The following is a 23694-nucleotide window of genomic DNA, read 5'->3' on the forward strand; positions in this document are numbered from 1 at the left end:
GATGCGTTGCCGCGAGGGTTACACGATACCCTGGCTGCGCAGATAGTCTTCGTAGTTGCCGGTAAAGTCGATCACCTTGTTCGGGGTGATTTCCAGAATGCGCGTCGCCAGCGAGCTGACGAACTCACGGTCGTGGGAGACGAAGATCAGCGTGCCTTCGTACATCTCCAGCGCCATGTTCAGCGATTCGATGGATTCCATATCCAAGTGGTTGGTCGGTTCGTCCATCACCAGAATATTCGGTCGTTGCATCATCAGCTTGCCGAACAGCATGCGGCCCTTCTCGCCACCGGACAGCACCTTCACTTTCTTCTTGATGTCGTCCTGGCTGAACAGCAGACGGCCCAGCACGCTGCGCACCGCCTGCTCGTCGTCTTTTTCCTGCTTCCATTGGCTCATCCAGTCGAACACGCTCAGGGTGTCGTCGAACTCGTATTCGTGATCCTGCGCGTAGTAACCGATACGGGCATTTTCTGACCACTTGACGGTGCCGCTGTCCGGCTGCGCGTCGCCCACCAGCGTTTTCAGCAGGGTGGTTTTACCGATGCCGTTGGCGCCCAGCACCGCGACCTTCTCGCCCACTTCCACCATCAGGTTCAGCTTGCTGAACAACGGGCCTTCGTCGAAGCCCTTGGTGAGCGCCTCCACTTCCAGCGCGTTACGGAACAGCTTCTTATCCTGTTCGAAACGGATGAACGGGTTCTGCCGGCTGGAGGCTTTCACCTCTTCCAGTTGGATCTTGTCGATCTGGCGAGCGCGTGAGGTGGCCTGCTTGGATTTGGAGGCGTTGGCGCTGAAGCGGCTGACGAACGATTGCAGCTCATTGATCTGCGCCTTCTTCTTGGCGTTGTCCGCCAGCAGACGCTCGCGCGCCTGGGTGGCGGCAGTCATGTATTCGTCGTAGTTGCCCGGGTAAACGCGCAGTTCGCCGTAGTCCAGATCCGCCATATGGGTGCAGACCATGTTCAGGAAGTGACGGTCGTGCGAGATGATGATCATGGTGCTGTTGCGCTCGTTGAGCACGTTTTCCAGCCAGCGGATGGTGTCGATGTCCAGGTTGTTGGTCGGTTCGTCGAGCAGCAGGATTTCCGGATCGGAGAACAGCGCCTGCGCCAGCAACACGCGCAGCTTCCAGCCCGGCGCGATTTCGCTCATCGGGCCATAGTGCTGCTCAACCGGAATACCCACGCCGAGCAACAGTTCGCCGGCGCGCGCTTCGGCGCTGTAGCCGTCCATTTCGCCGTAGGCCACTTCCAGATCGGCCACTTTATAGCCGTCTTCTTCGCTCATCTCCGCCAATGCGTAGATGCGGTCGCGCTCTTCCTTCACCGCCCACAGTTCGGTGTGGCCCATGATCACGGTATCCAGCACGCTGTACTGCTCAAAGGCGAACTGATCCTGACGCAGTTTACCCAGGCGCTCGTTCGGATCGAGGAACACGTTGCCGCCGCTCGGCGCCAGATCGCCGCCGAGGATTTTCATAAAGGTGGACTTGCCGCAGCCGTTGGCGCCGATCAGGCCGTAACGGTTGCCGCCGCCGAATTTGACAGAGATGTTTTCAAACAACGGCTTACTGCCGAACTGCATGGTGATGTTGTTAGTGCTTAACACAGCGCTCGCTCTTTATACATAGGGAATGTGATTTGGCGCGCATTATGCCACAACGGGGTGCAGAGATCGCGGGAAGTTTCGGTGATATTTTGAGCGCCTGCGGCATCCTATCCTTTTCGCAGGCGGCATAGTTGAATTAACGCGGCGGGAACTTCGCGGCAATCATCGCCGCCGTCGGCTGCACACCGCCCAGGCTCCATTGTTCGGGCGCATGTTCATCGATTCTGACCCAAACCGACTGTCTGAACGCCGGATCGCCTCGCCCTTCTATCTCCACCAACAGATCGGTAATGCGGGACAGCAATTCGCTTTTTTGCCGTTCATCCAGCATGCCTTTCACCGTTTGCACATTAACAAATGGCATTATACTCTCCTTGAATACGGATAAGTCTAAAAACAAGACTTAGACTAGCGAAGGAAAATGCCCATGTCAAAATCTCCCGATCTCCCTACCGTTTCTCTTGCCCTGTGCGGGCTGGCGCAGGCTGCGGACCTGCTTGGCGATCGCTGGACGTTGCTGATCCTGCGCGAATCATTCTACGGCGTTCGCCGTTTTGAAGAGCTGCGCGAGAATATCGGCGCTTCGCGCCAGGCGTTGAGCAACCGTCTGAATGCCATGGTAGAACAAGAACTGTTGGCCAAACGCGCTTACCGGGAGCCGGGCGAGCGCGAACGACATGAATATGTCTTGACGGACAAGGGGCGCAGCCTGGGGCCCATCCTGGTTGCGCTGATGGCGTGGGGCCACCGGCATATTCTGCATGACAACCCCCACGTTCAACTGGTGGATAAACGCAGCGGGCTGCCGGTGCAGCTGGCATTTATCGATGCGCAGGCCCGCGTGGTGCCTGAAGACGCGCTGCAAATGTCGGCCGTTGAGCTCCCCCCGGCCTGACTTACCCATTCTGGTCTACGCTTGATACCAGACTGATTTAGGACAAGGATGCTGAACCATGCCACACCTCTATAACACCGCGCTGCTGATCGGTGCCGCGCTGAGCGCCATCGCCGCCCTGCTGCATATTTGGGTGATCGCCGCCGGGCCGCGCGGCTATCGGCTGTGCGGCGCCGGCGATCGCTTCATTAAGGCGGCGGAAGCGGGTAAAAAGTTCCCGGCCGTCGTCACCGCCGGTATCGCGCTGGTGCTGTTTATTTGGGCGCTGTATGCGCTGTCCGGCGCCGGGCTGATCGCGCCGCTGCCGCTGCTGCGGCCCGCGCTGTTTATCATCACCTTTATCTACCTGCTGCGCGGCGTCGCCGGCCCTTTCGCCCTGAGCGACACCGGCCGCAGCCAACGCTTTATCGCCGTCAGCTCGCTGATTTGCCTCGGCTTCGGGCTGGTGCATCTGCTGGGGATGACGCAGCGCTGGAGTGCATTGGCGTAACGCCCTGTTCCTGCAAGACGGCGATAAACGCCTGCGCGGCGGCGCTGCGGTAAGCGCCTTGGCGCTGCAGCCATACCGCCTGCCGCACCGGCATGGCGTTGGCCAACGCCACTTTTTTCAACTGCCGGTTCTCGCGCGCAATGGCGGCCGGCAGCAGCGTGGCGAGCTGCCCGCGCCGCACGATCTCGACGATGGCGCCCAGCGCATTGGCCTCCACCGCCACCTGCGGCCGGAAACCGAGCTGCGTGCAGTAGCGATCGATAAACTGGCGCGTGGCGAAATCGCCGCTCAGCAAGGCCAGCGGCAGATGCCGCCATTCCGCCAGCGTCAGCGGCCGGCGCCGCGCCGCCAGGGGATGTTCGGCGCCGACCATCAGCTCCAGCGTCTCACTGAACAACGGCGTCGCTTCCACCTCCACCGACTGCGCCATCTCAAAGGCGATGCCCAGATCCAGCCGATCCTGCGCCAGCAGCGCCTCAATCCGCTCTTGCGCCATCTCCTCAATGCTCAGCGTAATCCCCGGGTAGCGGCGGTAGAACGCATCGATCGTCGGCCCCACCAGATAGGCGGTGAAGGTTGGCGTCATCGCCAGCCGCAGATGGCCGCGCGCCAGCGTCGCCACGTCATGGATCGCCCGCGCGCCGGCGTCCAGATCCTGCAGCGCCAGGCGCGCATAGCGCATCCAGGCCTCACCGGCGTCGGTCAGCTGCACCCTTCTGCCGCTGCGATCGAACAGCGGCGCTCCCAGCGCATCCTCCAGCTGTTTGATCTGCTGCGACAAGGTCGGTTGCGAGACGTGCAGCGCTTCGGCGGCACGGGTGAAATTGCCCTGTTCGGCCACGGCCAGAAAATAACGGATATGTCGCAGCAGCATAGCGCCCCAACTATTAGTAATACCTATAGCCATCATTATAAATGGGTCTTAGACCCTATAGCCAGAAGCGTTCATCATGCCGTCATCGCTTACCCCCCAGGGAGAAAAACAATGAAAGAGGTGATTGAGGGCTTCCTGAAGTTCCAGCGCGAAGCCTTTGTTGAACGCACGGCGCTGTTTCAGCGGCTGGCCACCCGCCAAAATCCGCGCACGCTGTTTATCTCGTGTTCCGACAGCCGCCTGGTGCCGGAGCTGGTCACCCAGCGCGAGCCGGGCGATCTGTTCGTTATCCGCAATGCCGGTAACATCGTGCCTTCTTTCGGCCCCGAACCCGGCGGGGTGACCGCCTCGGTCGAGTACGCCGTCGCCGCGCTGGGCGTGGAAGATATCGTGATCTGCGGCCATTCCGACTGCGGCGCGATGACCGCCATCGCCACCTGCCAATGTCTGGATCACCTGCCAACGGTCGCCGGCTGGCTGCGTTACGCCGATTCCGCCAAGGCGGTCAATCAGGCTTATCCGCACGCCTGCGACGAAGCGCGGGTCGCGTCGATGGTGCGCGAAAACGTCATCGCCCAGCTCAACAACATCAAAACGCACCCTTCCGTCGCCCTGGCGCTGGAACAGGGCCGCCTGACGCTGCACGGCTGGGTCTATGACATCGCCAGCGGCGCTATCGAGGCGCTGGACGGCGAAACCCGCCGCTTCGTGCCGCTCGCCACCCATCCCGAGGTGACCGCCACGCCGGCGATCGCCCGTTTTTAAGCCCACAAAAGGAGCCAACATGACACACTCTCTGCACAACGCCGCCCCGCGCGAAGCGCTCACCGACACCATCATGGCCGCCAAGATCCGCCATAACCTGACGTTCGAAGCGCTGGCCGAGGGCACCGGTCTCAGCCTGGCGTTCGTCACCGCCGCGCTGCTGGGGCAGCATGCGCTGCCGGAGGCGGCGGCACGCACCGTGGCGGCCAAGCTGGGGCTGGATGAAGAGGCGGTACAGCTGCTGCAAACCATCCCGCTGCGCGGCAGCATTCCCGGCGGCGTGCCGACCGACCCGACCATTTATCGTTTCTATGAAATGCTGCAGGTCTACGGCTCCACGCTGAAAGCGCTGGTGCACGAGCAGTTTGGCGACGGCATCATCAGCGCCATCAACTTCAAGCTGGATATCAAGAAGGTCGCCGATCCGGACGGCGGCGAACGCGCGGTGATCACCCTGGACGGCAAATACCTGCCGACCAAACCTTTCTGATTGGCCTTGCGCCGGCGGCCCGCGTCGCCGGCAAATTGACAGCCAACCGGCCATTGGCTACATTAACTGCGCTTAAACGCCGTCCTGGCGTTTTTCACTGCCCGAGGCCTGTATGTTGGAGATTGTAACCACCCGATAGTCGCTTCCTTGCCGCATGGCGAGGGACTCTGACGTATCCGACGCGCGTTTGCGCGGGGATGCGCGTATCTGGGGTTATTACAGGATCTCCCAACATGAACATTTCCAAAGCGGAACAACGCGTGCTGCACGTGTTGGCCAAAGGCGGCTATATCGCCTTCACCCGCAACGACGCCGGTCGCGTCACCCACGTCGAATGCTACACCCGCGAAGGGCTCGGCCTGGCCGACTGCTCGCTGGCCGTTTTCACCAAGCTCAAAACCAAACGCCTGATCCTCTCTCGCCAGGGGCGCCCTTATCGCGTCACCTTCGCCGGGCTCAAGGCCGTGCGGGCGCAGCTGGATAACCGTTAATCATCGATACCGGCCGGGCAGGCAGCCCGGTCGGCTCAGCCTTATTGAATCAGGATACAACCATGAACATCACGTTACGCCACGAAACGCCGGCCGACGTCGGCGCCATCGCCACCCTGACAGCCGCCGCATTCCTGCACGCCGAACACAGCAGCCACACCGAGCAGTTTATCGTCAATGCGCTGCGCGCGGCGGGAGCACTCACCCTGTCGCTGGTCGCCGAACGCAATGGCACACCGATCGGGCACGCGTCCGTCTCGCCGGTCGCACTCAGCAACGGCGCCGTCGGTTGGTACGGGCTGGCGCCGGTATCGGTGCTGCCGGCCTGTCAGAACCAGGGGATCGGCAGCCGGCTTATTCGCCGGCTGCTGGCCGAGCTGCAGGAACGCGGTGCCGCAGGCTGCGTGGTGCTGGGCGAGCCGAACTATTACGGCCGTTTCGGCTTCCAGGCGCAGGACGCGCTGACCCTGCCGGGCGTGCCGCAAGACTACTTCCGCGCCATCGCCTTCCAGGGCACGCTGCCGTGCGCGGAAGTCGCATTCCACGCTGCGTTTAACGCCAAAGCGTAACCCTGTTGCCGGCGCCGTCATGGCGCCGGTTTTCAGTCCCGTTCGCCATAACGCAAGATAGTCATCCCTTCCTCTTCCGCCGGGGGAACAAAATACTGCGCCAGGTGCTCAAACTCCGCCTCGCTCAGTGTAAACGGGTGTTCGCCGCGCGCATTTCTCAGCGTTATCCGGTTCAGGCACTGCGCATGGCTGACGTCGAGAAAGTGCAGGCAGTGCGCGACGCCGGCCTCCTCCGCCAAGGCTTTGGCCCAGCGCCGCCTGTCCGGCGTATTCATCGGGAAATCGAGCGCCACGGACCAACCGCCGCGCAGCAGCTGAACGAGGTGCCCGCCCAGCGCCCGCCGCAACCGGTCGGAGCAGCGCGCGTAGTCTTGCAGGCTGGCCATCTCCTGTTCATACAGCGTCGCCAGCCACGCATCTTCGCTCAGCAACAGCGTTTGCGGCTGCTGGGCCAAACGCTGCGCCAACGTCGATTTGCCTGCGCCGGCCTTGCCGCACATCAGGTGTAAAACTGCAGGGTAGGTTTTCATGACGTTCTCCGGTCGTTGCCGGAAGGGGATAAAAAAACCCGCCTGCCGGCGGGTTTTTATTGGCGACACACGCGCTATCCCACCCTTTGGAGAAGGGTGATAATAATTTGCGCGAATGGGCGGTAGGATTTTTTCATAGCTAATGAATATGACAACCGTACGCCGTTGTCAATTCGCCGTCATCAATCCATGCTCTCGCACAAACTCGGTGAATAAACTCACTTTCTGCTGCACATGCCGGCGCGTCGGGTAAACCGCGAAGACCTGATGCACGTCGGCAATCTGTTCAGGGAACAGCCGCACCAGCCTGCCGGCGGCGATCTCGGGATCCGCCACGAACGACGGCAGCGAACCGATGCCCAATCCCGCCACCAACATATCCCGCAGCATCAGGCTGTTGTTGGCGATCAACCGGGGCGTGAACGCCACGCTCAGGCTCTCCTCGCCGGCGGTGAACTGCCACTGCCCCGGCCTTTCCGCCAGGGAATAGGCCAGACAGCTGTGTCGCTGTAATTCATTCGGCGTTTGCGGCATGCCGTGCTGCGCCAAATAGCCGGGCGCGGCGCAAATTCGCTGGTGCACTTCACCCAGCGCCCGGGCGCTGAGGGAAGAGTCCGGCAGCCGTCGGCGAATGCGCAAGGAAATATCGAAACCAGCCGCCACTACGTCCAATACCCTGTCGTCCAGCGTCAGTTCCACCTGCAACTGCGGGTAACGTTGCATAAACAGCGGCAACAGCGGCGACAGCACCGTCAGGCCGAATGAGAGCGGCGCATTGACCCGCAGCGTGCCGGAGACCTGCTGCGCGCTGGCGGCAACCGTCTGTTCCAGCGCGTCGAACTCGCCGAGCAACCGACAGGCTTCCTGGTAATAGATCTGCCCGGCTTCGGTCAGGCTCATGCTGCGGGTGGTGCGCACGAGCAACAGCGTCCCCATCCGGCTTTCCAACTGCTTAATCTGCTTGCTCAACGCCGCCGGCGTGATCGCCAGATCCTCCGCCGCCTTATAGAAACTGTTGCGCTCAACCACGCGGCGAAAGGCGCGCATCGTCAGTAGCACGTCCATATTATGTCCTAGAGGTTAATTATAAATTAAATAAACCACAGATTATTAACCCCAACAACCTAAGTAGGCTTTATCCAACCGCTTCCCTGAGTGGTAAGTGAATTTAATCTACTGATAATAATGGAGTTAATAATGAAAAAGACCCTGTTCGCCCTGATGCTCGGCCTGAGCGCCGCCACCGCCCCCGTCGCCGCGCTGGCGCAATCCCCCGCCGCCGATAGCCGCCAGGCGGGTTATGTGCAGCCGCTGACCGCCGACAACAGCCTGTTGCTGTTGGTCGATCTGCAGGACATGTTCGGCATGACCATTTCCTCTATCGATCAAACCAATCTGGTGAATAACGCCGCCGGCATCGCCAAGGCCGCCAAAGTGTTCAACGTGCCGACCATTCTGGCCTCGGCCAACGCCAAAAGCTTCGCCGGGCCGGTATTCCAGCAGGTGACGCAGGCACGCCCAGACCTGCAGGTGTACGACCGCACCGCCATCAACGTCTGGCAGGATCGGCGCGTGGTGGATCTGATCAAACAATCCGGCCGCAAGAAAACCATCATCGGCGGGCTGTGGACCGCCAGCTGCGTGATGCTGCCGGCGCTGTCCGCCCTGGGCGGGGGTTATGAGGTTTATATCCTGTCGGACGTCACCGGCGATATTACGCCAGACACGCAAAACAACGCCATGCAGCGCCTGGTGCAAGCGGGCGCTACCCCCATCAATTGGGTGGCGCTGATGCTGGAATGGCAGCAAGACTGGAGCCGCAAGGCCACGGCGGGAGGCGTATTGCAGATCGCCCGCGACCACGGCGCCGCCTGGGGAATGGGCGCCAGCTACGCCGGAGCGATGAAGGTGGGCAGCGAGGCGAAATAGCGGGTGAAAGCCCGCCGGCGGGCTTTTTCTCAGGTACGGTGATAACAACGGCTATCCTGCGGCGCCTGGTCGCGACTTTCCAGCCCGTAGTCCCGCACCACCTCCGCCACCCGCAGCCGATACTGCGCCAGCACCTCGCCACGGCCGCGCGCCTGCGCCGCCCGGTGCTGTTCGAGATTGCGCCACTGCTGCACCGCCGCCTCGTCGCGCCAGAAAGAGAGCGACAGCAGGCGCGCAGGATCCGCCAGGCTTTGGAAGCGCTCGATGGAAATGAATCCGTCGATCTGCGCCAGCAGCGGCTTCAGCTCCGCCGCCAACGTCAGGTAGGTATCGCGCTGCCCATCGGCGGCCTGCAGTTCAAACATCACGGCAATCATCCTCGTCTCCTCTCAACGGTAAAATTCCGGCACGCGCGCATTCAGCGAACGGCGCCACTGCACCGATTTCAACGCCCGCTCATCAATATCCAACGGACACGGACGCACAGCACCAGAATGCGATAACCACAGGCTAACGATGGACGCGCCGTCATACTTCGTCTAACATCGAAGTATGCATAACATCGAGATAGAAGATCGTTTAGCGGCGCTGAGCGCCGCCATCGCCGACCGCACCCGGGCGCGCATGCTGTGCCTGTTGATGGACGGGCGCGCCTACACCGCCACCGAGCTCAGCGCGGCGGTCGAGGTTGCCCCGTCTACCGCCAGCGCACATCTGGCGAAGCTGCTGGAGCAGCGGCTGATTGCCTGCCTCAAACAGGGGCGCTATCGCTATTTTCGGCTGGCCGGGCAACCGGTGGCCGCCGCGCTGGAAGGCCTGATGGCGCTGGCGGGCGTGCCGCGCCCGTCGGTGAAAAGCAGCACGCCCACCTCGCTGCAATATGCTCGCACCTGTTACGACCATATGGCGGGCGAGGTGGCGGTGAAGCTGCACGATCGGCTGCATGCGCTGAACTGGCTGACCGGCGAGGAAGACTACCGGTTAAGCGACATCGGTCAGGCCGCGCTGGCGCGGCTGGGCGTCGATTGCTCCCCCGCTCCCACCCGCCGCCGCTTCGCCTGCGGCTGCCTGGACTGGAGCGAACGCCGCTCTCACCTCGGTGGCGCGCTGGGCGCCGCGCTGTTAGCCGCCTTTATCCAACGCGGCTGGATCGTCCGCCGGCTCGACAGCCGCGAACTGCAGCTGCCCCCCGCCGGTAAAAAAGCGCTGGCCGCACATTTTGACCTCACGGTGTAACCCGGCGGCGGGGTAGTTTTACTGCAATACTCAAGGGGTACGCTTAAGCGACCCCGCCAACCCGAGGAGTTTCCATGCTCGATTCCACTCAATTCCCGATCGTCAAACGCTGGCCGGCTCAGCACCCGGAACGGCTGCAGCTCTACTCTCTGCCGACGCCGAACGGCGTCAAAGTGCCCATCATGCTGGAAGAGATCGGCCTGCCTTATGAAGCGCACCTGATCGACATCGGCAACAACGAGACCTGGACGCCGGAATTCCTGGCGCTGAACCCGAACGGCAAGATCCCGGCGATCATCGATCCCGACGGCCCCGGCGGCCGGCCGCTGCCGCTGTTCGAATCCGGCGCCATTCTGCTCTACCTGGCGGAAAAGAGCGGCCGTTTCCTGCCGCAGGATCCGGCGCAGCGTTATGAGACCATTCAGTGGGTGTTCTTCCAGATGGCCGCCGTCGGCCCAATGTTCGGCCAGCTCGGTTTCTTCCACAAGTTTGCCGGACGCGAATATGAAGACAAGCGGCCGCTGGAGCGTTACAAAAACGAATCGAAACGGCTGCTCGGCGTATTGGAAACGCGCCTTGAAGGCCACGACTGGATCATGGGTGCGGACTACACCATCGCCGATATCTCGCTGCTGGGCTGGGTGCGTAACCTGATCGGCTTTTATGAGGCGCGCGAGCTGGTGGCGTTCGACAGTTTCCCGCGCGTCGCGCAGTGGCTGGAGCGCGGTTTGGCGCGGCCGGCGGTGCAGCGCGGGCTGGCTATTCCGGCGCGCGCGGCCTGATCGTCAAACGGGGTGGCCGCCGGGCCATCCCGTCTTTCATTGTCATAAAATTGTCATCCCTCTGCTCTACTCTCCTTTCGTAACAATTTGATGTTATTTACATTGTTGTATTACGACAAGGAGCTTACCCCATGCAACCTGCTGTATCCCTGATCGCCGGCGCCGTGCTGTCCGCCCTGCTCTGTTCCTCCGCCATCGCGGCGGAAACCTCGGCCAATGCCGATGGCCTGACCGAACGCGCCGCGCGCGGCAACCTCGCCGAACCGGGCGGCGCCCGTCGTCTGGCCGGCGATCAGACCGCCGCGCTGAAGGCGTCGCTGTCGGACAAAACGGCGAAAAACGTGATTCTGCTGATCGGCGACGGCATGGGGGATTCCGAGATCACCGCCGCGCGCAACTACGCTGAAGGCGCAGGCGGTTACTTCAAGGGCATCGACGCCCTGCCGCTGACCGGGCAATACACCCACTACTCGCTGGACAAGAAAACCCACAAGCCGGATTACGTGACCGATTCCGCCGCCTCCGCCACCGCCTGGACCACCGGGGTGAAAACCTATAACGGCGCGCTCGGCGTGGACGTGAACGGCAAAGATCAGCCGACGCTGCTGGAGATCGCCAAGGCGGCCGGCAAGGCCACCGGCAACGTCTCCACCGCCGAGTTGCAAGACGCTACGCCGGCGGCGCTGGTGTCGCACGTCACCTCGCGCAAATGCTACGGCCCGGAGGAAACCAGCGAGAAATGCGCCGCTAACGCGCTGGAAAACGGCGGCCGCGGCTCCATCACCGAGCAGTTGCTGAAAACCCGCGCCGACGTCACGCTGGGCGGCGGCGCGAAGTCCTTCAACCAGCTGGCGAAAAGCGGCGAATGGCAAGGAAAATCGCTGAAAGATCAGGCGGCGGCGCAGGGTTACCAGTGGGTGAGCAACGCGGATGAGCTGCAGGCCGTTACGCTGGCCAACCAGCAAAAACCGCTGCTGGGTCTGTTCGCCGACGGCAACATGCCGGTGCGCTGGCTGGGGCCGAAAGCCAGCTATCACGGCAACCTCGACAAGCCGGCGGTAACCTGCGAAAACAACCCGGCGCGCACCGCGGCCACGCCAACGCTGGCGGCGATGACCGAAAAAGCGATCGCACTGCTGAAAGACAACCCGAACGGCTTCTTCCTGCAGGTAGAGGGCGCGTCGATCGATAAGCAGGATCACGCCGCTAACCCGTGCGGGCAGATTGGCGAAACCGTCGATCTGGACGAAGCGGTGCAAAAAGCGCTGGCCTTCGCCCGCGCCGACGGCAACACGCTGGTGATCGTTACCGCCGACCATGCGCACTCCAGTCAGATCGTCGCCGCCGACGCCAAAGCGCCGGGCCTGACCCAGATGCTGACCACCAAAGACGGCGCGCCGATGACCCTCAGCTACGGCAACTCGGAAGAAGAGTCGCAGGGGCACACCGGCACCCAATTGCGCGTCGCGGCCTACGGCCCGCACGCCGCCAACGTGGTGGGATTGACCGATCAGACCGATCTGTTCTTCACCATGCGCGATGCGATGGGCATCAAGTAACCGCCTTCTGCACGATGGCCGCCCGCAACGGCGGCCATTTATTATTGGTTACCGATGGGCATTTGCAATTTAACCGCAATTATTGTGTGATAACGAAATAACGTTTAATTGCGCGACAATTAACCCCCGAAAATAACGCGGTTATACGACCTTTCTTCCCTCTTTGTTTATTACTGCGACAGCAACCGGCCTATTTTTGCTTATATTCATTTTTTTAGTTACAAAAGTAGTTTTTAACATTCTCGCAAACAATAATACCCCGCCAGTAACGTGAACCGATCAATTTGCACCCGGACGGCCTGCAATAGTTCACTTTTCGTTAAAAACCCTATTAACAAAAAGGCATTATTGCTGCCTATCGGCTCACGCCGGGCGGTCGGCTTCATTATTTCCAGGGTAACTCCCGCTAAATTCTTTCACCTGCAATGAGTAGAATTTACACACAAGAGATTTAATTCAATGAGAAAATTACTCGTCCTGATTTTCAGTCTCAGCCTGTTTGGCGTTACGCAACAGGCGGCGGCTGAAGAGAAGAATAAAACCGTCGACGTGGTGTTGATCGGCGGCGGCATCATGAGCGCCACCTTGGGTACCTATCTGCATGAGCTGGAGCCGACCTGGACCATCGACATGTACGAGCGCATGAACGGCGTGGCGGAAGAGAGCTCCAACGGCTGGAACAACGCCGGTACCGGCCACTCCGCCTTCAGCGAAATGAACTACACGCCGGAAAAAGCCGATGGCACCATCGACATCAGCAAGGCGGTGAAGGTCAACGAGTCTTTCGAAATCTCCCGTCAGTTCTGGTCTTATCAGGTGAAAAACAATGTCCTGAAAGATCCGAAATCCTTCATTAACAGCGTGCCGCACATGAGCTTCGTGTGGGGCGACGACAACGTCAACTTCCTGCGTAAACGCTACGCGGCGCTGCAGCACAGCACCCTGTTCCGCGGCATGGAATACTCCGAAGACCCTGCGCAAATCAAACAGTGGGCGCCACTGGTGATGAACGGCCGCGATCCGGCGCAGAAAATCGCCGCGACCCGCATGCCGCTGGGCACCGACGTTAACTTCGGCGTGATCACCCACCAGCTGGTTGACGCACTGAGCGCCAGCGACAAGTTCAAGCTGAACCTGAGCCACGAAGTGCGCGACATCAAGCGCAACGCCGACCAGACCTGGAGCGTAACCGTTGCCGATCTGAACCGCGACGGTAAAGAAACCACCGTTAACGCCAAGTTCGTGTTCATCGGCGCAGGCGGCGCGTCCCTGACCCTGCTGCAGAAATCCGGCATCCCTGAGGCCGACGGTTACGGCGGCTTCCCGGTCGGCGGCCAGTTCTTGGTCACGACCAACCCGGAGATCGCCAACCAGCACCTGGCCAAAGTGTATGGCCTGGCCAGCGTAGGTTCGCCGCCGATGTCCGTGCCTCACCTGGATACCCGCATGCTGGACGGCAAGCGCGTGCTGCTGTTCGGGCCGTTCGCCACCTTCTCCAGCAAGTTCCTGAAGAACGGTTCGCTGTTTGATCTGCTGCACTCGCTGAGCACCTCGAACCTGATGCCGATGACCCACGTCGGTCTGGATAACTTCGATCTGGTGAAATACCTGGTCGGCCAGCTGATGATGAACGACGACGATCGCTTCGCCGCATTGAAAGAGTACTTCCCGGACGCCAAGCAGGAAGACTGGAAGCTGTGGACCGCAGGCCAGCGCGTACAGATCATCAAGAAAGACGCGGATAAAGGCGGCGTGCTGCAGTTCGGCACCGAAGTCGTCAGCTCTGAAGACGGCAGCATCGCCGCTCTGCTGGGCGCTTCGCCGGGCGCTTCCACCGCTGCGCCAATCATGCTGCACCTGATGGAAACCGTGTTCAAAGACAAAGTGGCGACGCCGGAATGGCAGAGCAAGCTGAAAGAGATCATCCCGTCCTACGGCCACAAGCTGAACGGCGATATCGAGATGACCAACAAGATCCGCGGTTACACCAGCAGCGTGCTGGGTCTGAACTACATTGAAGTGAAACCGGAAACTAACTGATTTTCCGTCACTTCCTACTGAAAAGGCCGCTTTATGCGGCCTTTCTTTTATTCCCCTGCCGTTCAAAGAGCATTTTTGGCCACCTTTTTATCCCCGGCTTACCCTTGCGTAACGGCGTAGTCACGCCTATTATCAAAGCATATTCTTGGATAATTAAGCTAAGTCACTGTGACCTGAATGTCGTTTTTGCGGGAGAACTAAAACCATGGATCGCGTCAATATCATTCACGATTTACTAGACTGGATTGAAACTCATCTGGATCAGCCGCTGCTGCTGGACAACGTCGCCGCCAAGTCGGGCTACTCTAAATGGCACCTGCAGCGCATGTTCCGCAGCACCACCGGCCACGCGCTCGGCAGCTATATCCGCGAGCGGCGTCTTTCGCAGGCGGCGCAGGCGCTGCGCTCCACTCCACGACCGATCCTGGATATCGCCCTGCAATACCATTTCGACTCTCAGCCTTCGTTCTCGCGTGCCTTCAAGAAACAGTTCGGCAAAACCCCGGCGGTCTATCGCCGCACCACCCGCTGGGACGTCGCAGAATGGCCGGCGCAGCCGATAGAAATGCAGGCCGAACCGCGCCACGATGCCCCCACGCTGCCCCGCTGGTACGCCGGCAAGCCGCCGGAAGGCGTTTGCACCAGCTGGATGGGGCTGCGTTAATCAGCGCGGTATAAGGCACAAAAAAGGGTTCAGTTCGCGAGAACTGAACCCTTTCTCTATTGACGAGACACCGAATTATTTGAAGGTGACGTCAATATTCGCCGATGCGCTGAACGGCCCTACCTTCGGGTTGGTGCTCAACCATTTCAGGCTGGCCATAAAGTTCTTTTCAACGATGGTGCCGTTGACCAGGCCCAGATCGACCGGGCTGTTCATCATGATCGGCGTATTTGGCGTCGCCGCCTGCGAGATCAAAATACCGAAGCCGCTGTCGCTGGTCGGCAGGATCACGCTGTTATCCTGCAATGGGTAGGTGGTGCTGAAGCTGGCCTGCAGCGTTTCCCCTTTGCAGTCTTGACCGGTCGTTGGATCGGACATATTGGCGGCGACCGAGAACGGCACCTGCTTCTCGATTTTACCCACCACCGCATTCTGACGCGGAATGGTGCCAAAGTTCACCGTCGAACCGTTGTTGGCCACCACGGTGATTTTGGGGTTGCAGGAGATAAACTGAATATTACCCAGCCCGGAAATGTAGGCGTTAAAGTTGCTGTTCGGACGGCTGTTCAAACCGCCGACGCCATCAACCTGGAACACCGAATAGGCATTATTGTCTGTGATTTTTCCGCCCGCCGGCGGTGCCTTGCCGGTCGCTTTAATGTAGATAGAGTATGTTACGGTGACGCTTTGGCTCGTCGCCGGCCTGCTACAACGTGGCGGGTTGCTACATACTGTACCCGGACCAACATTCTCACGCTGATTCTTTACCGGCTTGACGTCAATCCCTTTAAATGTCACACCCACTTCGATTGAATTGTGGATGTTTTGCATTTTATTCTGCGGATCCCAATACAAAAATGCGTCTTCGCCTTTCGGCATATTGTCTGTATCAGAGCACTGGAACGTAGAGGTAAAGGGCTGCGAACGCCACAGCAATGCCCCCGGAGCGGTATTAGCCGTCGACACCTTGATGGCCTTATCCAGCACGATATCCTGGCGAATGCTGCCGTTCTGCTTACACGACAACGCATAGCTGCTCTGCGAAAACCCGCCCAGCGTGACCAGCAGCCCAGCCGCCAATCCGAGATTCTTATGCTTTAACAAAGAAGACATATCCTTTCCTTTTACGGTTTTCCGCAGGTCAGCGAAAGTTCCTGATAACCCATCAACTGTTCGGTCGCCGCTTTCAATTCCGGCACCACCAGTGAGCAGCTTTCGCCCGCGTCGTTGCCCCATTTCACCAGCAGACGATCCCCTGCGGAGGCACCTGAGATATAAATATCGCCGTTGGTACCGACAGTACCGTTGTTCTTGCCGTCCGCACTGAAGACGTTGGCACCAATCGGCGGTACGCTGCCGTCGGTCATCTTGCTGTGTACCAACAGGCTTTGGCCCGTGTGCGTTTCAAACTTCACGCGGGTGATTGCGCCGTAAGTCGGCACCACGTCTCTTGCCGCCATCGGGATATCCAGGCCGTTGCCGATATCTTCGGTGCGCAGCGCCACGCGGTTATGGCGGTATGGCGACGCAGAGGTCATCACCGCGTAACCGAAGCGGTCGATGGCGACGCCGGGTTGGTTTTCGATACGAACGCCCTTGGCGTCTTTGGCTTCCACCAGCACAAACGTATTCTGCAGCGGCTGGGTCAACGTCACGCCGCCGGAGTGTGCGACGATACCGCCCGCCACGCCCAACGAAGACTGCTGATAATCTTTGCTGTAGCTATAACCGGCATTGATGGTCCCCATGCTGCCCTGATAACCGACGTTGGCCGAGCTGGTTTGGCCCGAATAACGATCATGGCCACTTTGCACCGCATAGTTCAAGCGGTTGTCATCCAGCGCGGTGCCACTCAGGCCGGCGCTGTAGGTGTTGCCGCTCTGCTTGCTGTGGCCGGCGTTGAAGCTGGCAGTCATGTCCGACGAATCCTTGCTGAAGAAGCTGAACGGAATCGATACGGTCAGGTTGACGCTGCGGTCTTTATAGCCGTAGTTGCTGCGGCTGTCCTGATAAAAGACGCCATAGCTGATATTTTTATAGCTGCTGTTAAAACCGGTTTGTACGGTACGGTCTTCACCGGATCCGCCCCAGTAAGACTGGTTGCTGAGGTTGGCGTACAGCGTCGAATTACCGGCGATGCGCTGGTTGACAGACAGCTCAACGCGCTGGCGTTTGTTGTTGAAACGGCTGGTGTAATAGCTGCGACGGCGAGATTCCGCCCAGTCCGGCACGCCCAGGTTGCGATCGTTTTGATCGTAGTAATCGTTACGGTAATAACCGTTCTCATAGCGTTCGCGCTCGGCAACCGCATCGGAGAAATCATAATAGCCGGAGGTCGAGTAACGGTAACCGGCAATGCGGAATTCCGTCCCCCAATCGTTGAGCGACTTGGAATACAGGAAACGGAAACTCTCCCCCTGCTTGTCATCGCCGTTCACCAGGTTGGTGTCGGAATAGGACATATCAAAAGAGACAGCCCCCCAGTTCCCCAGGTTTTTACCGAGGCCTACGACCGCTGAACGGTAGTTTTCCGCCACCAGCACGCCACCGTAAGGCGTGATGTCATACGCCATACCGTGCGACAAGGTGCCTTGGACAAACTTGGGCTGATAGCGGCTGGTGCCGTCGTGGTATTTACCGGCGGTCAGCTGATAGTTCCAAATCCCTTCGCGCAGCATGTTCGGCACCGAGGAGAACGGCACGACGAAAGAGGTTCTCGAACCGTTGGCTTCGATAACCGTCACGTCTAGGTTACCACTCAGGGTGCTTGGGAAAATGTCCGTCAGTGCAAACGGCCCTGGCGGCACGTTGGTGCTGTAAATGGTATAGCCGTTCTGACGCACTTCAACGCGCGCGTTGGTCGTCGCCACACCGCGCACCACCGGCGCATAGCCGCGCTGGCTTTCCGGCAGCATGTCGTCGGCGCTGGACATCTGCACACCGCGGAACTGAATGCTGTCGAAAACATTGTTATTGGTGTTGGTCTGGCCGATCACCAGACGGCTGCGCAGAGAAACGATGTCCGTTTCCGCCCAGCTGGAAATGTTCTTCCAATGCGTACCGGCGCCCGACTGTTGGTTCAACGTCGAGTTGTTGCGCAGGCGCCAATCGCCAATATTGAGGCCATTGTTAAGGCTCAGGAAGTAATAGTCGGAAGTCTTGTCGTTCTGATTGTTGCCGTAGCGGTTATGAGTGCCGCTAAAGTTATAGTTAACAAAGCCGGCATTGATGCCGCGATCGTAAACTTTCGGCGAAATGGCACCTTGCGGGCGCGGGATCAGAAATACCTGCGGCACTTCCAGATCCATACGCTGTACGGCGGCGTCATAGCTCAGCTTGGCGCCGGAGATCTGTTGTGGCAATGCGTAGCATTGCGCGGCACCGGCGGTGGTCAGATCGCCGGGCAGCTTTACGCCGTAATCCTGATAGTCCGCGGCGGTCAGGCACGGCGCTACCGGAGAGTCTTTGGATTCTTTCTTGAACTCGATTTCGCGGTGATCGATACGCTGCCCGTTGAGATAGATATCAAACGGATATTTACCCGGCAGAATGTCATCCCCGCTGGCCAACGACGCCACCTGGGCGATATTGTCATCGCCATGGATGAAGGAGGTGTTGAACTGCTCCTCCGCCATGGCCATATGTGAGAATGAAAAAGGCACAGCAGAAAAATAAATTACACCATTAATCAGCTTCACCAAACGTTTTGGCGCGAGGGTTGTTATTCTTTTGTGTGCCATTTCTTTCATTCCTTGAAGTGCTTCAAATCAATTCAGTGCGACGTTTTTAATCTCGGTGTGACCGCCATAGTCGTTGATATAGGTAAACGACATATTGTTGGCTGATTGCGCCCCCTGAGGCAGGGAAATACGCAGGCTGTCGTGTGGCTTGACCATGTCGGCGTTCACTTTCCAGCTCTTGCCGCCGCTCTTCAGGTTCAACACGCCCAGCGTGACGAACAGCGGGCCATCGTTAGTCACGACTAAATTGCCGCCCTGGCGCTTCCACTTCAGCGCTTCCGCCTGCTGTTGCAGGTTGGTTTTCAACGAATCCGGGCGATAGAACAGTTTGATACGAGTACGGATCGCCACCTGCAGCACGTTATCTTGCTTAGGCGTTGGCGGAATTTCCTGTACGTTGACCCAGAGCAGAGATTCTCTGTCCTGCGGCAAACCGCTGCCGGAATAGATAAAACGCAAAATGGCGTCTTTCTTGGCAGCCAGCTTCAAAATGGGTGGCGTCACCACGATCGGCAAATTCTTAGGCATCTGGCTTGCATCGCCAGTATCCAGCCAGGTTTGCACCATGTAGGTATCGTCGCTGTCATTGCTGATTGAGAGCGATGCGGATTTACTTGCGCTGTTATAGATGACACGCGTCGCATCAACCTGAATGCCGGCAAAGGCATTAACAGAGAATGCGAATAAAATACCAGTCAGAATTTTTTTCATCGGAATGTCTCAACTCTCAAAATTTAGCCATCCTTGGCCAATAACTCTATCTATCCTGCCAGCGAATTATTTGTATTCGATGGTGAAGGTAGCGTTAGAGTTTGCCTGACCGGCAGTTACCAGATCCTGGAAGGATTTGTAACGAGCGCGCAGGTTGAAAGTCGCAGCGCCTGGGTTATCGCCATCAGCAGCAACAGTTACGGTAGCTGGGGTAGCCACTTCCTGAGAGATTGGCAGAGTAGAACCGTTGTTATCCAGAATTTCAACGCCAACGCCAGTCGCGCCGCCAGTTACAGCCAACAGCTCTGGGTGGCCAGCTGGGGTGTTACCGTCGAAACGCAGGGTGTAGTTACCCGCTTCACATTTCTCCAGGCTGATATCGAAAGCTTTAGCACCGCTGGTAGAACCGGCAGTTGGGAAAGCGGTGGTAGGATATTTACCCAGGTAAACTTCTTTATTCTGGTCTTTATCAACAACTTTACAGGTGGACTGTACAATTTCACCGGTGAATTTAACGTTGCCGTTTGCTGCCATTGCGTTGGAAGCAGTTGCAGACAATACCAGGGCAGCCAAAGGCAATAATACTTTTTTCATTTCCAGCTCCATAGAACAATAAAATAATCGATTCAGTGGCGGGCTTATATATATATTGCCGCCACTGAGCATACACTCAGCGATAGCACTCCCTTGCTGAAAAGGAGCGTTGCCTCGATGAACTCATTGCCGGACGAAATATAGACTAAGCATATTCTTAATGTTAAATCGTTTAAAACATTCATAAGCCCCCTCTTGATAGGAATAAACTATCGGCGGATACCTATCGATCGATGTTGACGATTCATATGAATAGGAATAATCTGTGTTTGGGAAAGCTGCAGAGTTCAAGATTTTGCGTTAAGGCCTGAAAATCAGAATATTATCCCGAATATTTACATTTAGTAACAGATTGCGACGTTTGGACTTTGGCACGAATTACGCGTTTAATGGTCTGTCGACACGTTTCGGCCATCCTGACGCTTTAAATAAGAAATTTACCAATAAACCTGGAGTAACTTTCTTTTTAATCATTTAAAATCAACAAGTTAAATATCAATCCAAGGATTGGGAAATGAGCGGTTCTTTCAGAGAGAAAAATAACGGCATTAATTATGTTTTTCAGCCAATGTTCGCGAAGTCGGGACAATTGCTGGCCGTTGAATGTCTGTCTCGCTTTACGTTTAATAGCGAATATGCCCATTTTTCTCCTGAACAGTTCTTTCGTCACGCCGACAGCGCCACCCGGATTGAGATTTTGATGGATCAGATCAATCTGATCGATAAATACAAACACTGGTTTCATGAAAACCAAGTGATAGCCACTTTGAATGTTGACGATTATTCCCTGCAATCGCTGGCGAATAGTCACTTTGCCGAGAGAATTAATGCCCTGCGCTGTATTCATTTTGAGATCAGCGAGAATTCAACCCGGCTGGTGAAAGATCGCGTGCACGGCGATCCGTCATTGAATAGTTATTCATTTTGGCTCGATGATTTTGGTTCTGGCTATGCGGGTTTTTCCGCGTTGTACAACAGCCAGTTCCGCTTCGTTAAGCTCGATCGTTTTCTGCTCTGGGACTTTATGAAAAAGTCCGGCGGCGAGGGCTTGATGCGCGCGTTACTGCGCTTCTTTTACCTTAATCATTACAAGGTAATTATCGAAGGAGTTGAAACTCCCGAACACAAGAAATGGCTGGATGAAATGCCATATTACGCACTGCAGGGAAAGCTGTGGAAGGAATCCAGCATCAAGGATTTGAACTCGCTTCTTACAGCTGAATACTTTTAACTCGGTATTGGTGTTTGCCCTATGTCTAAAAACAACGTTCTTGTGATTAGTGAGTGTAAGTACAGCTATGTTGGCCTGTCGGTGCTGCTGAAGAAACATTACGGCGCGTACGATATCCGCCTGTTTTCCGATTTCATGCACGGCGGCGCCAAAGCAGAGAAGATCACCAAGCACGATATCGCGCTGATTTTCACCTCGCAAAACCTGGAACAGAGCGTCAACGTGATCGAAAGCCTGGTGTCCCTGCACCAGCAATACAACAGCAAGACGCGCCTGTTGGTGTTCTATGACGACGAGCGCGTGGTGAAACTGCTGTCGATCCTGGGGATTTCCGTTGAATTGGTCTCTACCCGCATTCCGCTTTATTCGCTGCAGGAAAAAATCCAGCGGCTGCTGGAAAGCAAAGAACCGGGCGGTATCCGGGTGCAGAAAACCCGCGAGCTCAGCCCGGCGGAAAGCGACGTGATCTTCAATCTGCTGCGCGGCGACAGCCTGCTGCATATCGCGGAAAAACGCGGCACGCACCCGAAAACCATCTTCTCGCAGAAATACAGCGCGATGAAAAAGCTGCGGCTGCGCAGCATGAGCACCATCTTCGTCGCCGGCAAATAAACATCTTGGCTTGTTGCGCGGCACGCCGCGCGGCAACCCCTCCCTTCCGCCAGGTTAAATTAATGTAACAACCGGCGACAAAGCAGCAACAGACACACAACATCCTCTCCTGTTGGTTACGATTTGCACACGGATTATCCGTGAGTCATGTCGTGTGGATTAAAATAAACATCAGGAGATGTTATGAAGTCGTCCTTATTCAGCCGCTATACCTGCTTTGTGCTGAGCATCTTGCTCACCCTGGTTTTCTTGATCATGATGCACAACCATCCGTGGTTCTGGCTGCCGGCCCTGGCCTGCGGTTGCCTGATGGTGCTGGGTATCTACGATCTCACGCAGCAGCGCCACGCCATCTGCCGCAACTACCCGATCATCGGCCGCCTGCGCTTCTTCTTCGAGTTCATCCGTCCGGAACTGCGCCAGTATTTCCTCGAGCAGGATAATGAAGAGATCCCGTTTTCGCGCACCCAGCGCACGCTGGTGTATCGCCGGGCGAAAAACGAGATGGGTGACAAACCGTTCGGCACCCTGCTGGACGTGTATCAAACCGGCTATGAGTGCATCGGCCACTCCATGCGGCCGGTGGAAGCCGCCGACCCAACCAGTTTCCGCATCATCATCGGCGGCGCCGACTGCCGCCAGCCCTACTCCGCGTCGATCTTCAACATTTCGGCCATGAGCTTCGGCGCACTCTCCGCCAACGCCATCCGCGCGCTCAACCTCGGCGCGGCCAAGGGTAACTTCTACCACGACACCGGTGAGGGCAGCATCAGCCGCTATCACCGCGAAAACAACGGCGACCTGGTGTGGGAGCTGGGCAGCGGCTATTTCGGCTGTCGCACCGCCGACGGCCATTTCGATCCGCGCCGCTTTGCCGAACAGGCGCAAAGCCCGCAGGTGAAAATGATTGAAATCAAGCTCAGCCAGGGCGCCAAGCCGGGCCACGGCGGCATTCTGCCGGCGAAGAAGGTAGATGCGGAAATCGCCGCCACCCGCGGCGTGCCGGAAGGCGTGGATTGCATCTCGCCGGCCTCGCACAGCGCCTTCACCACCCCGCTGGAAATGATGCAGTTCATCCAACAGCTGCGCGAGCTGTCAGGCGGCAAACCGGTCGGTTTCAAGCTGTGCATCGGCCACCCGTGGGAGTTCGTCGCCATCGTCAAGGCGATGCTGCACACCCGCATTCTGCCGGACTTCATCGTGGTGGACGGCAAGGAGGGCGGCACCGGCGCCGCGCCGCTCGAACTCTCCAACTATATGGGCATGCCGCTGCGCGAAGGGCTGCTGTTCGTGCATAACACGCTGGTGGGCTGCGGCCTGCGCGACCAAATCAAGATTGGCGCCAGCGGCAAGATCATCAGCGCCTTTGACATCGCCAGCGTGCTGGTGCTCGGCGCCGACTGGGTGAATTCGGCGCGCGGCTTTATGTTCGCCGTCGGCTGCATCCAGTCGCAAAGCTGCCACACCAACCACTGCCCGACCGGCGTAGCGACGCAAGATCCGCTGCGGCAAAAGGCGCTGGTGGTACCGAACAAGGCGGAACGCGTCTACCACTTCCATCAGAATACGGTGAAAGCGCTGGCAGACATGCTGGCGGCGGCCGGCGTCAGCCGCCCGGAGCAGCTGACCTCGCACCATATGCTGCGCCGCATCACGCCGACCGAGATCAAGGTGTACGCCGATATCTATTACTATCTGGAGCCGGGCGCGCTGCTGCAGCCGGAGATCAAAAGCGAGTTCTACGCCCGCATGTGGCGCATGGCGACGCCCACCAGTTTCGATCAGGCGATCTCGCTGCCGGCGGCATGATGGGATAAGGGATAAAAGAGAGTTGCCCCCTCGCCTTGGGGAAGAGCATATGGAGAGGGGTTGCTTGCTACG

The 23694-nt window shown here is 58.2% G+C and carries 25 protein-coding genes; 15 read left to right on the forward strand and 10 right to left on the reverse strand.

Annotation, left to right across the window (positions count from 1 at the left end):
• Window positions 1–18: 18 nt before the first annotated feature.
• Together L085_RS20710 and L085_RS20715 are read right to left on the reverse strand one after the other, a co-directional pair.
• Entirely contained in the window at window positions 19–1611 is a 1593-nt protein-coding gene (locus L085_RS20710; protein ID WP_004939011.1) for an ABC-F family ATPase, read from the reverse strand.
• Between the two features lie 136 nt (window positions 1612–1747).
• Entirely contained in the window at window positions 1748–1975 is a 228-nt protein-coding gene (locus tag L085_RS20715) for a tautomerase family protein (RefSeq protein WP_004939015.1), read from the reverse strand.
• Between the two features lie 63 nt (window positions 1976–2038).
• Here L085_RS20715 and L085_RS20720 point away from each other — a divergent pair, with 63 nt between their 5' ends.
• Together L085_RS20720 and L085_RS20725 are read left to right on the forward strand one after the other, a co-directional pair.
• Window positions 2039–2506 (forward strand): helix-turn-helix domain-containing protein, encoded by a 468-nt coding sequence (locus L085_RS20720; RefSeq protein WP_004939017.1) that lies wholly within the window; start codon window positions 2039–2041, stop codon window positions 2504–2506.
• A 58-nt stretch (window positions 2507–2564) separates the two neighbouring features.
• Window positions 2565–2996 (forward strand): hypothetical protein, encoded by a 432-nt coding sequence (locus L085_RS20725; RefSeq protein ID WP_044031613.1) that lies wholly within the window; start codon window positions 2565–2567, stop codon window positions 2994–2996.
• Here L085_RS20725 and cynR read toward each other — a convergent pair.
• Window positions 2920–3870 carry a transcriptional regulator CynR gene (gene cynR / locus L085_RS20730; protein WP_044031614.1) on the reverse strand — a complete coding sequence of 317 codons (951 nt, stop codon included), beginning with the start codon at window positions 3868–3870 and terminating at the stop codon, window positions 2920–2922. The genes L085_RS20725 and cynR overlap by 77 nt on opposite strands.
• A 111-nt stretch (window positions 3871–3981) precedes the next feature.
• Here cynR and L085_RS20735 point away from each other — a divergent pair, with 111 nt between their 5' ends.
• From L085_RS20735 to L085_RS20750, 4 genes are all read left to right on the forward strand, one after another.
• The gene (locus tag L085_RS20735) at window positions 3982–4635 is read left to right on the forward strand and encodes a carbonic anhydrase (protein WP_044031615.1); all 654 of its coding nucleotides are present in this window, start codon (window positions 3982–3984) and stop codon (window positions 4633–4635) included.
• A 19-nt stretch (window positions 4636–4654) separates the two neighbouring features.
• The gene (gene cynS, locus L085_RS20740) at window positions 4655–5125 is read left to right on the forward strand and encodes a cyanase (protein ID WP_044031616.1); all 471 of its coding nucleotides are present in this window, start codon (window positions 4655–4657) and stop codon (window positions 5123–5125) included.
• 233 nt (window positions 5126–5358) lie between these two features.
• Window positions 5359–5616, forward strand: a complete 258-nt coding sequence (locus L085_RS20745) for a YjhX family toxin (protein WP_004939031.1) — start codon at window positions 5359–5361, stop codon at window positions 5614–5616.
• Between the two features lie 62 nt (window positions 5617–5678).
• Entirely contained in the window at window positions 5679–6185 is a 507-nt protein-coding gene (locus L085_RS20750; protein ID WP_044031617.1) for an N-acetyltransferase, read from the forward strand.
• Window positions 6186–6217: 32 nt separating this feature from the next.
• On the opposite strand, the gene L085_RS20755 is transcribed toward L085_RS20750, so the two are convergent.
• The gene (locus L085_RS20755; RefSeq protein ID WP_015377192.1) at window positions 6218–6715 is read right to left on the reverse strand and encodes an ATP-binding protein; all 498 of its coding nucleotides are present in this window, start codon (window positions 6713–6715) and stop codon (window positions 6218–6220) included.
• A 168-nt stretch (window positions 6716–6883) separates the two neighbouring features.
• A complete protein-coding gene (locus L085_RS20760; RefSeq protein ID WP_044031618.1) occupies window positions 6884–7780 on the reverse strand; it encodes a LysR family transcriptional regulator in 897 nt (298 codons plus the stop codon).
• Window positions 7781–7912: 132 nt separating this feature from the next.
• On the opposite strand from L085_RS20760, the gene L085_RS20765 reads away from it, so the two are divergent.
• Entirely contained in the window at window positions 7913–8644 is a 732-nt protein-coding gene (locus L085_RS20765; RefSeq protein ID WP_044031620.1) for an isochorismatase family protein, read from the forward strand.
• A gap of 29 nt (window positions 8645–8673) precedes the next feature.
• On the opposite strand, the gene L085_RS20770 is transcribed toward L085_RS20765, so the two are convergent.
• Window positions 8674–9021: an antibiotic biosynthesis monooxygenase gene (locus L085_RS20770; RefSeq protein WP_004939060.1), complete on the reverse strand. Its 348-nt coding sequence runs from the start codon at window positions 9019–9021 to the stop codon at window positions 8674–8676.
• Window positions 9022–9196: 175 nt separating this feature from the next.
• On the opposite strand from L085_RS20770, the gene L085_RS20775 reads away from it, so the two are divergent.
• The 5 genes from L085_RS20775 to L085_RS20795 all read left to right on the forward strand — a co-directional run bounded on the left by L085_RS20775 (window position 9197) and on the right by L085_RS20795 (window position 14925).
• Window positions 9197–9880 (forward strand): metalloregulator ArsR/SmtB family transcription factor, encoded by a 684-nt coding sequence (locus L085_RS20775; RefSeq protein ID WP_044031621.1) that lies wholly within the window; start codon window positions 9197–9199, stop codon window positions 9878–9880.
• A 74-nt stretch (window positions 9881–9954) separates the two neighbouring features.
• The gene (locus tag L085_RS20780; RefSeq protein ID WP_044031623.1) at window positions 9955–10662 is read left to right on the forward strand and encodes a glutathione S-transferase N-terminal domain-containing protein; all 708 of its coding nucleotides are present in this window, start codon (window positions 9955–9957) and stop codon (window positions 10660–10662) included.
• 131 nt (window positions 10663–10793) lie between these two features.
• Window positions 10794–12221, forward strand: a complete 1428-nt coding sequence (gene phoA / locus L085_RS20785; RefSeq protein ID WP_044031625.1) for an alkaline phosphatase — start codon at window positions 10794–10796, stop codon at window positions 12219–12221.
• A 459-nt stretch (window positions 12222–12680) separates the two neighbouring features.
• A complete protein-coding gene (locus L085_RS20790) occupies window positions 12681–14261 on the forward strand; it encodes a malate:quinone oxidoreductase (RefSeq protein WP_015377186.1) in 1581 nt (526 codons plus the stop codon).
• A gap of 205 nt (window positions 14262–14466) precedes the next feature.
• A complete protein-coding gene (locus L085_RS20795) occupies window positions 14467–14925 on the forward strand; it encodes a helix-turn-helix domain-containing protein (RefSeq protein WP_004939075.1) in 459 nt (152 codons plus the stop codon).
• A gap of 75 nt (window positions 14926–15000) precedes the next feature.
• Here L085_RS20795 and L085_RS20800 read toward each other — a convergent pair whose 3' ends face one another.
• From L085_RS20800 to L085_RS20815, 4 genes are all read right to left on the reverse strand, one after another.
• A complete protein-coding gene (locus tag L085_RS20800; RefSeq protein WP_015377185.1) occupies window positions 15001–16038 on the reverse strand; it encodes a fimbrial protein in 1038 nt (345 codons plus the stop codon).
• A gap of 11 nt (window positions 16039–16049) precedes the next feature.
• Window positions 16050–18665 carry a fimbria/pilus outer membrane usher protein gene (locus L085_RS20805; protein ID WP_015377184.1) on the reverse strand — a complete coding sequence of 872 codons (2616 nt, stop codon included), beginning with the start codon at window positions 18663–18665 and terminating at the stop codon, window positions 16050–16052.
• Between the two features lie 27 nt (window positions 18666–18692).
• Window positions 18693–19376: a molecular chaperone gene (locus L085_RS20810; RefSeq protein ID WP_004939085.1), complete on the reverse strand. Its 684-nt coding sequence runs from the start codon at window positions 19374–19376 to the stop codon at window positions 18693–18695.
• Between the two features lie 66 nt (window positions 19377–19442).
• A complete protein-coding gene (locus L085_RS20815; RefSeq protein ID WP_004939088.1) occupies window positions 19443–19970 on the reverse strand; it encodes a fimbrial protein in 528 nt (175 codons plus the stop codon).
• Between the two features lie 514 nt (window positions 19971–20484).
• Here L085_RS20815 and L085_RS20820 point away from each other — a divergent pair.
• The 3 genes from L085_RS20820 to L085_RS20830 all read left to right on the forward strand — a co-directional run bounded on the left by L085_RS20820 (window position 20485) and on the right by L085_RS20830 (window position 23622).
• Window positions 20485–21201, forward strand: a complete 717-nt coding sequence (locus L085_RS20820; RefSeq protein ID WP_004939091.1) for an EAL domain-containing protein — start codon at window positions 20485–20487, stop codon at window positions 21199–21201.
• Between the two features lie 21 nt (window positions 21202–21222).
• Window positions 21223–21813, forward strand: coding sequence for a LuxR family transcriptional regulator (locus L085_RS20825; protein WP_004939094.1), 591 nt, complete (start codon window positions 21223–21225; stop codon window positions 21811–21813).
• 183 nt (window positions 21814–21996) lie between these two features.
• Window positions 21997–23622, forward strand: coding sequence for an FMN-binding glutamate synthase family protein (locus L085_RS20830; protein ID WP_044031627.1), 1626 nt, complete (start codon window positions 21997–21999; stop codon window positions 23620–23622).
• The last annotated feature ends 72 nt before the right edge of the window (window positions 23623–23694 follow it).

This window comes from Serratia sp. FS14 (assembly GCF_000695995.1).
Classification (GTDB): Bacteria; Pseudomonadota; Gammaproteobacteria; order Enterobacterales; family Enterobacteriaceae; genus Serratia; species Serratia nematodiphila.

Coding starts and splice junctions, on each gene's coding strand:
- cynS (WP_044031616.1), top strand. CDS start 4,655: ATGACACACTCTCTGCACAACGCCGCCCCGCGCGAAGCGCTCACCGAC.
- L085_RS20720 (WP_004939017.1), top strand. CDS start 2,039: ATGTCAAAATCTCCCGATCTCCCTACCGTTTCTCTTGCCCTGTGCGGG.
- L085_RS20800 (WP_015377185.1), bottom strand. CDS start 16,038: ATGTCTTCTTTGTTAAAGCATAAGAATCTCGGATTGGCGGCTGGGCTG.
- L085_RS20795 (WP_004939075.1), top strand. CDS start 14,467: ATGGATCGCGTCAATATCATTCACGATTTACTAGACTGGATTGAAACT.
- L085_RS20750 (WP_044031617.1), top strand. CDS start 5,679: ATGAACATCACGTTACGCCACGAAACGCCGGCCGACGTCGGCGCCATC.
- L085_RS20820 (WP_004939091.1), top strand. CDS start 20,485: ATGAGCGGTTCTTTCAGAGAGAAAAATAACGGCATTAATTATGTTTTT.
- L085_RS20725 (WP_044031613.1), top strand. CDS start 2,565: ATGCCACACCTCTATAACACCGCGCTGCTGATCGGTGCCGCGCTGAGC.
- L085_RS20735 (WP_044031615.1), top strand. CDS start 3,982: ATGAAAGAGGTGATTGAGGGCTTCCTGAAGTTCCAGCGCGAAGCCTTT.
- L085_RS20815 (WP_004939088.1), bottom strand. CDS start 19,970: ATGAAAAAAGTATTATTGCCTTTGGCTGCCCTGGTATTGTCTGCAACT.
- L085_RS20745 (WP_004939031.1), top strand. CDS start 5,359: ATGAACATTTCCAAAGCGGAACAACGCGTGCTGCACGTGTTGGCCAAA.
- L085_RS20810 (WP_004939085.1), bottom strand. CDS start 19,376: ATGAAAAAAATTCTGACTGGTATTTTATTCGCATTCTCTGTTAATGCC.
- L085_RS20760 (WP_044031618.1), bottom strand. CDS start 7,780: ATGGACGTGCTACTGACGATGCGCGCCTTTCGCCGCGTGGTTGAGCGC.
- L085_RS20775 (WP_044031621.1), top strand. CDS start 9,197: ATGCATAACATCGAGATAGAAGATCGTTTAGCGGCGCTGAGCGCCGCC.
- L085_RS20755 (WP_015377192.1), bottom strand. CDS start 6,715: ATGAAAACCTACCCTGCAGTTTTACACCTGATGTGCGGCAAGGCCGGC.
- L085_RS20830 (WP_044031627.1), top strand. CDS start 21,997: ATGAAGTCGTCCTTATTCAGCCGCTATACCTGCTTTGTGCTGAGCATC.
- cynR (WP_044031614.1), bottom strand. CDS start 3,870: ATGCTGCTGCGACATATCCGTTATTTTCTGGCCGTGGCCGAACAGGGC.
- L085_RS20825 (WP_004939094.1), top strand. CDS start 21,223: ATGTCTAAAAACAACGTTCTTGTGATTAGTGAGTGTAAGTACAGCTAT.
- L085_RS20715 (WP_004939015.1), bottom strand. CDS start 1,975: ATGCCATTTGTTAATGTGCAAACGGTGAAAGGCATGCTGGATGAACGG.
- L085_RS20805 (WP_015377184.1), bottom strand. CDS start 18,665: ATGGCACACAAAAGAATAACAACCCTCGCGCCAAAACGTTTGGTGAAG.
- L085_RS20765 (WP_044031620.1), top strand. CDS start 7,913: ATGAAAAAGACCCTGTTCGCCCTGATGCTCGGCCTGAGCGCCGCCACC.
- L085_RS20780 (WP_044031623.1), top strand. CDS start 9,955: ATGCTCGATTCCACTCAATTCCCGATCGTCAAACGCTGGCCGGCTCAG.
- L085_RS20790 (WP_015377186.1), top strand. CDS start 12,681: ATGAGAAAATTACTCGTCCTGATTTTCAGTCTCAGCCTGTTTGGCGTT.
- phoA (WP_044031625.1), top strand. CDS start 10,794: ATGCAACCTGCTGTATCCCTGATCGCCGGCGCCGTGCTGTCCGCCCTG.
- L085_RS20770 (WP_004939060.1), bottom strand. CDS start 9,021: ATGATTGCCGTGATGTTTGAACTGCAGGCCGCCGATGGGCAGCGCGAT.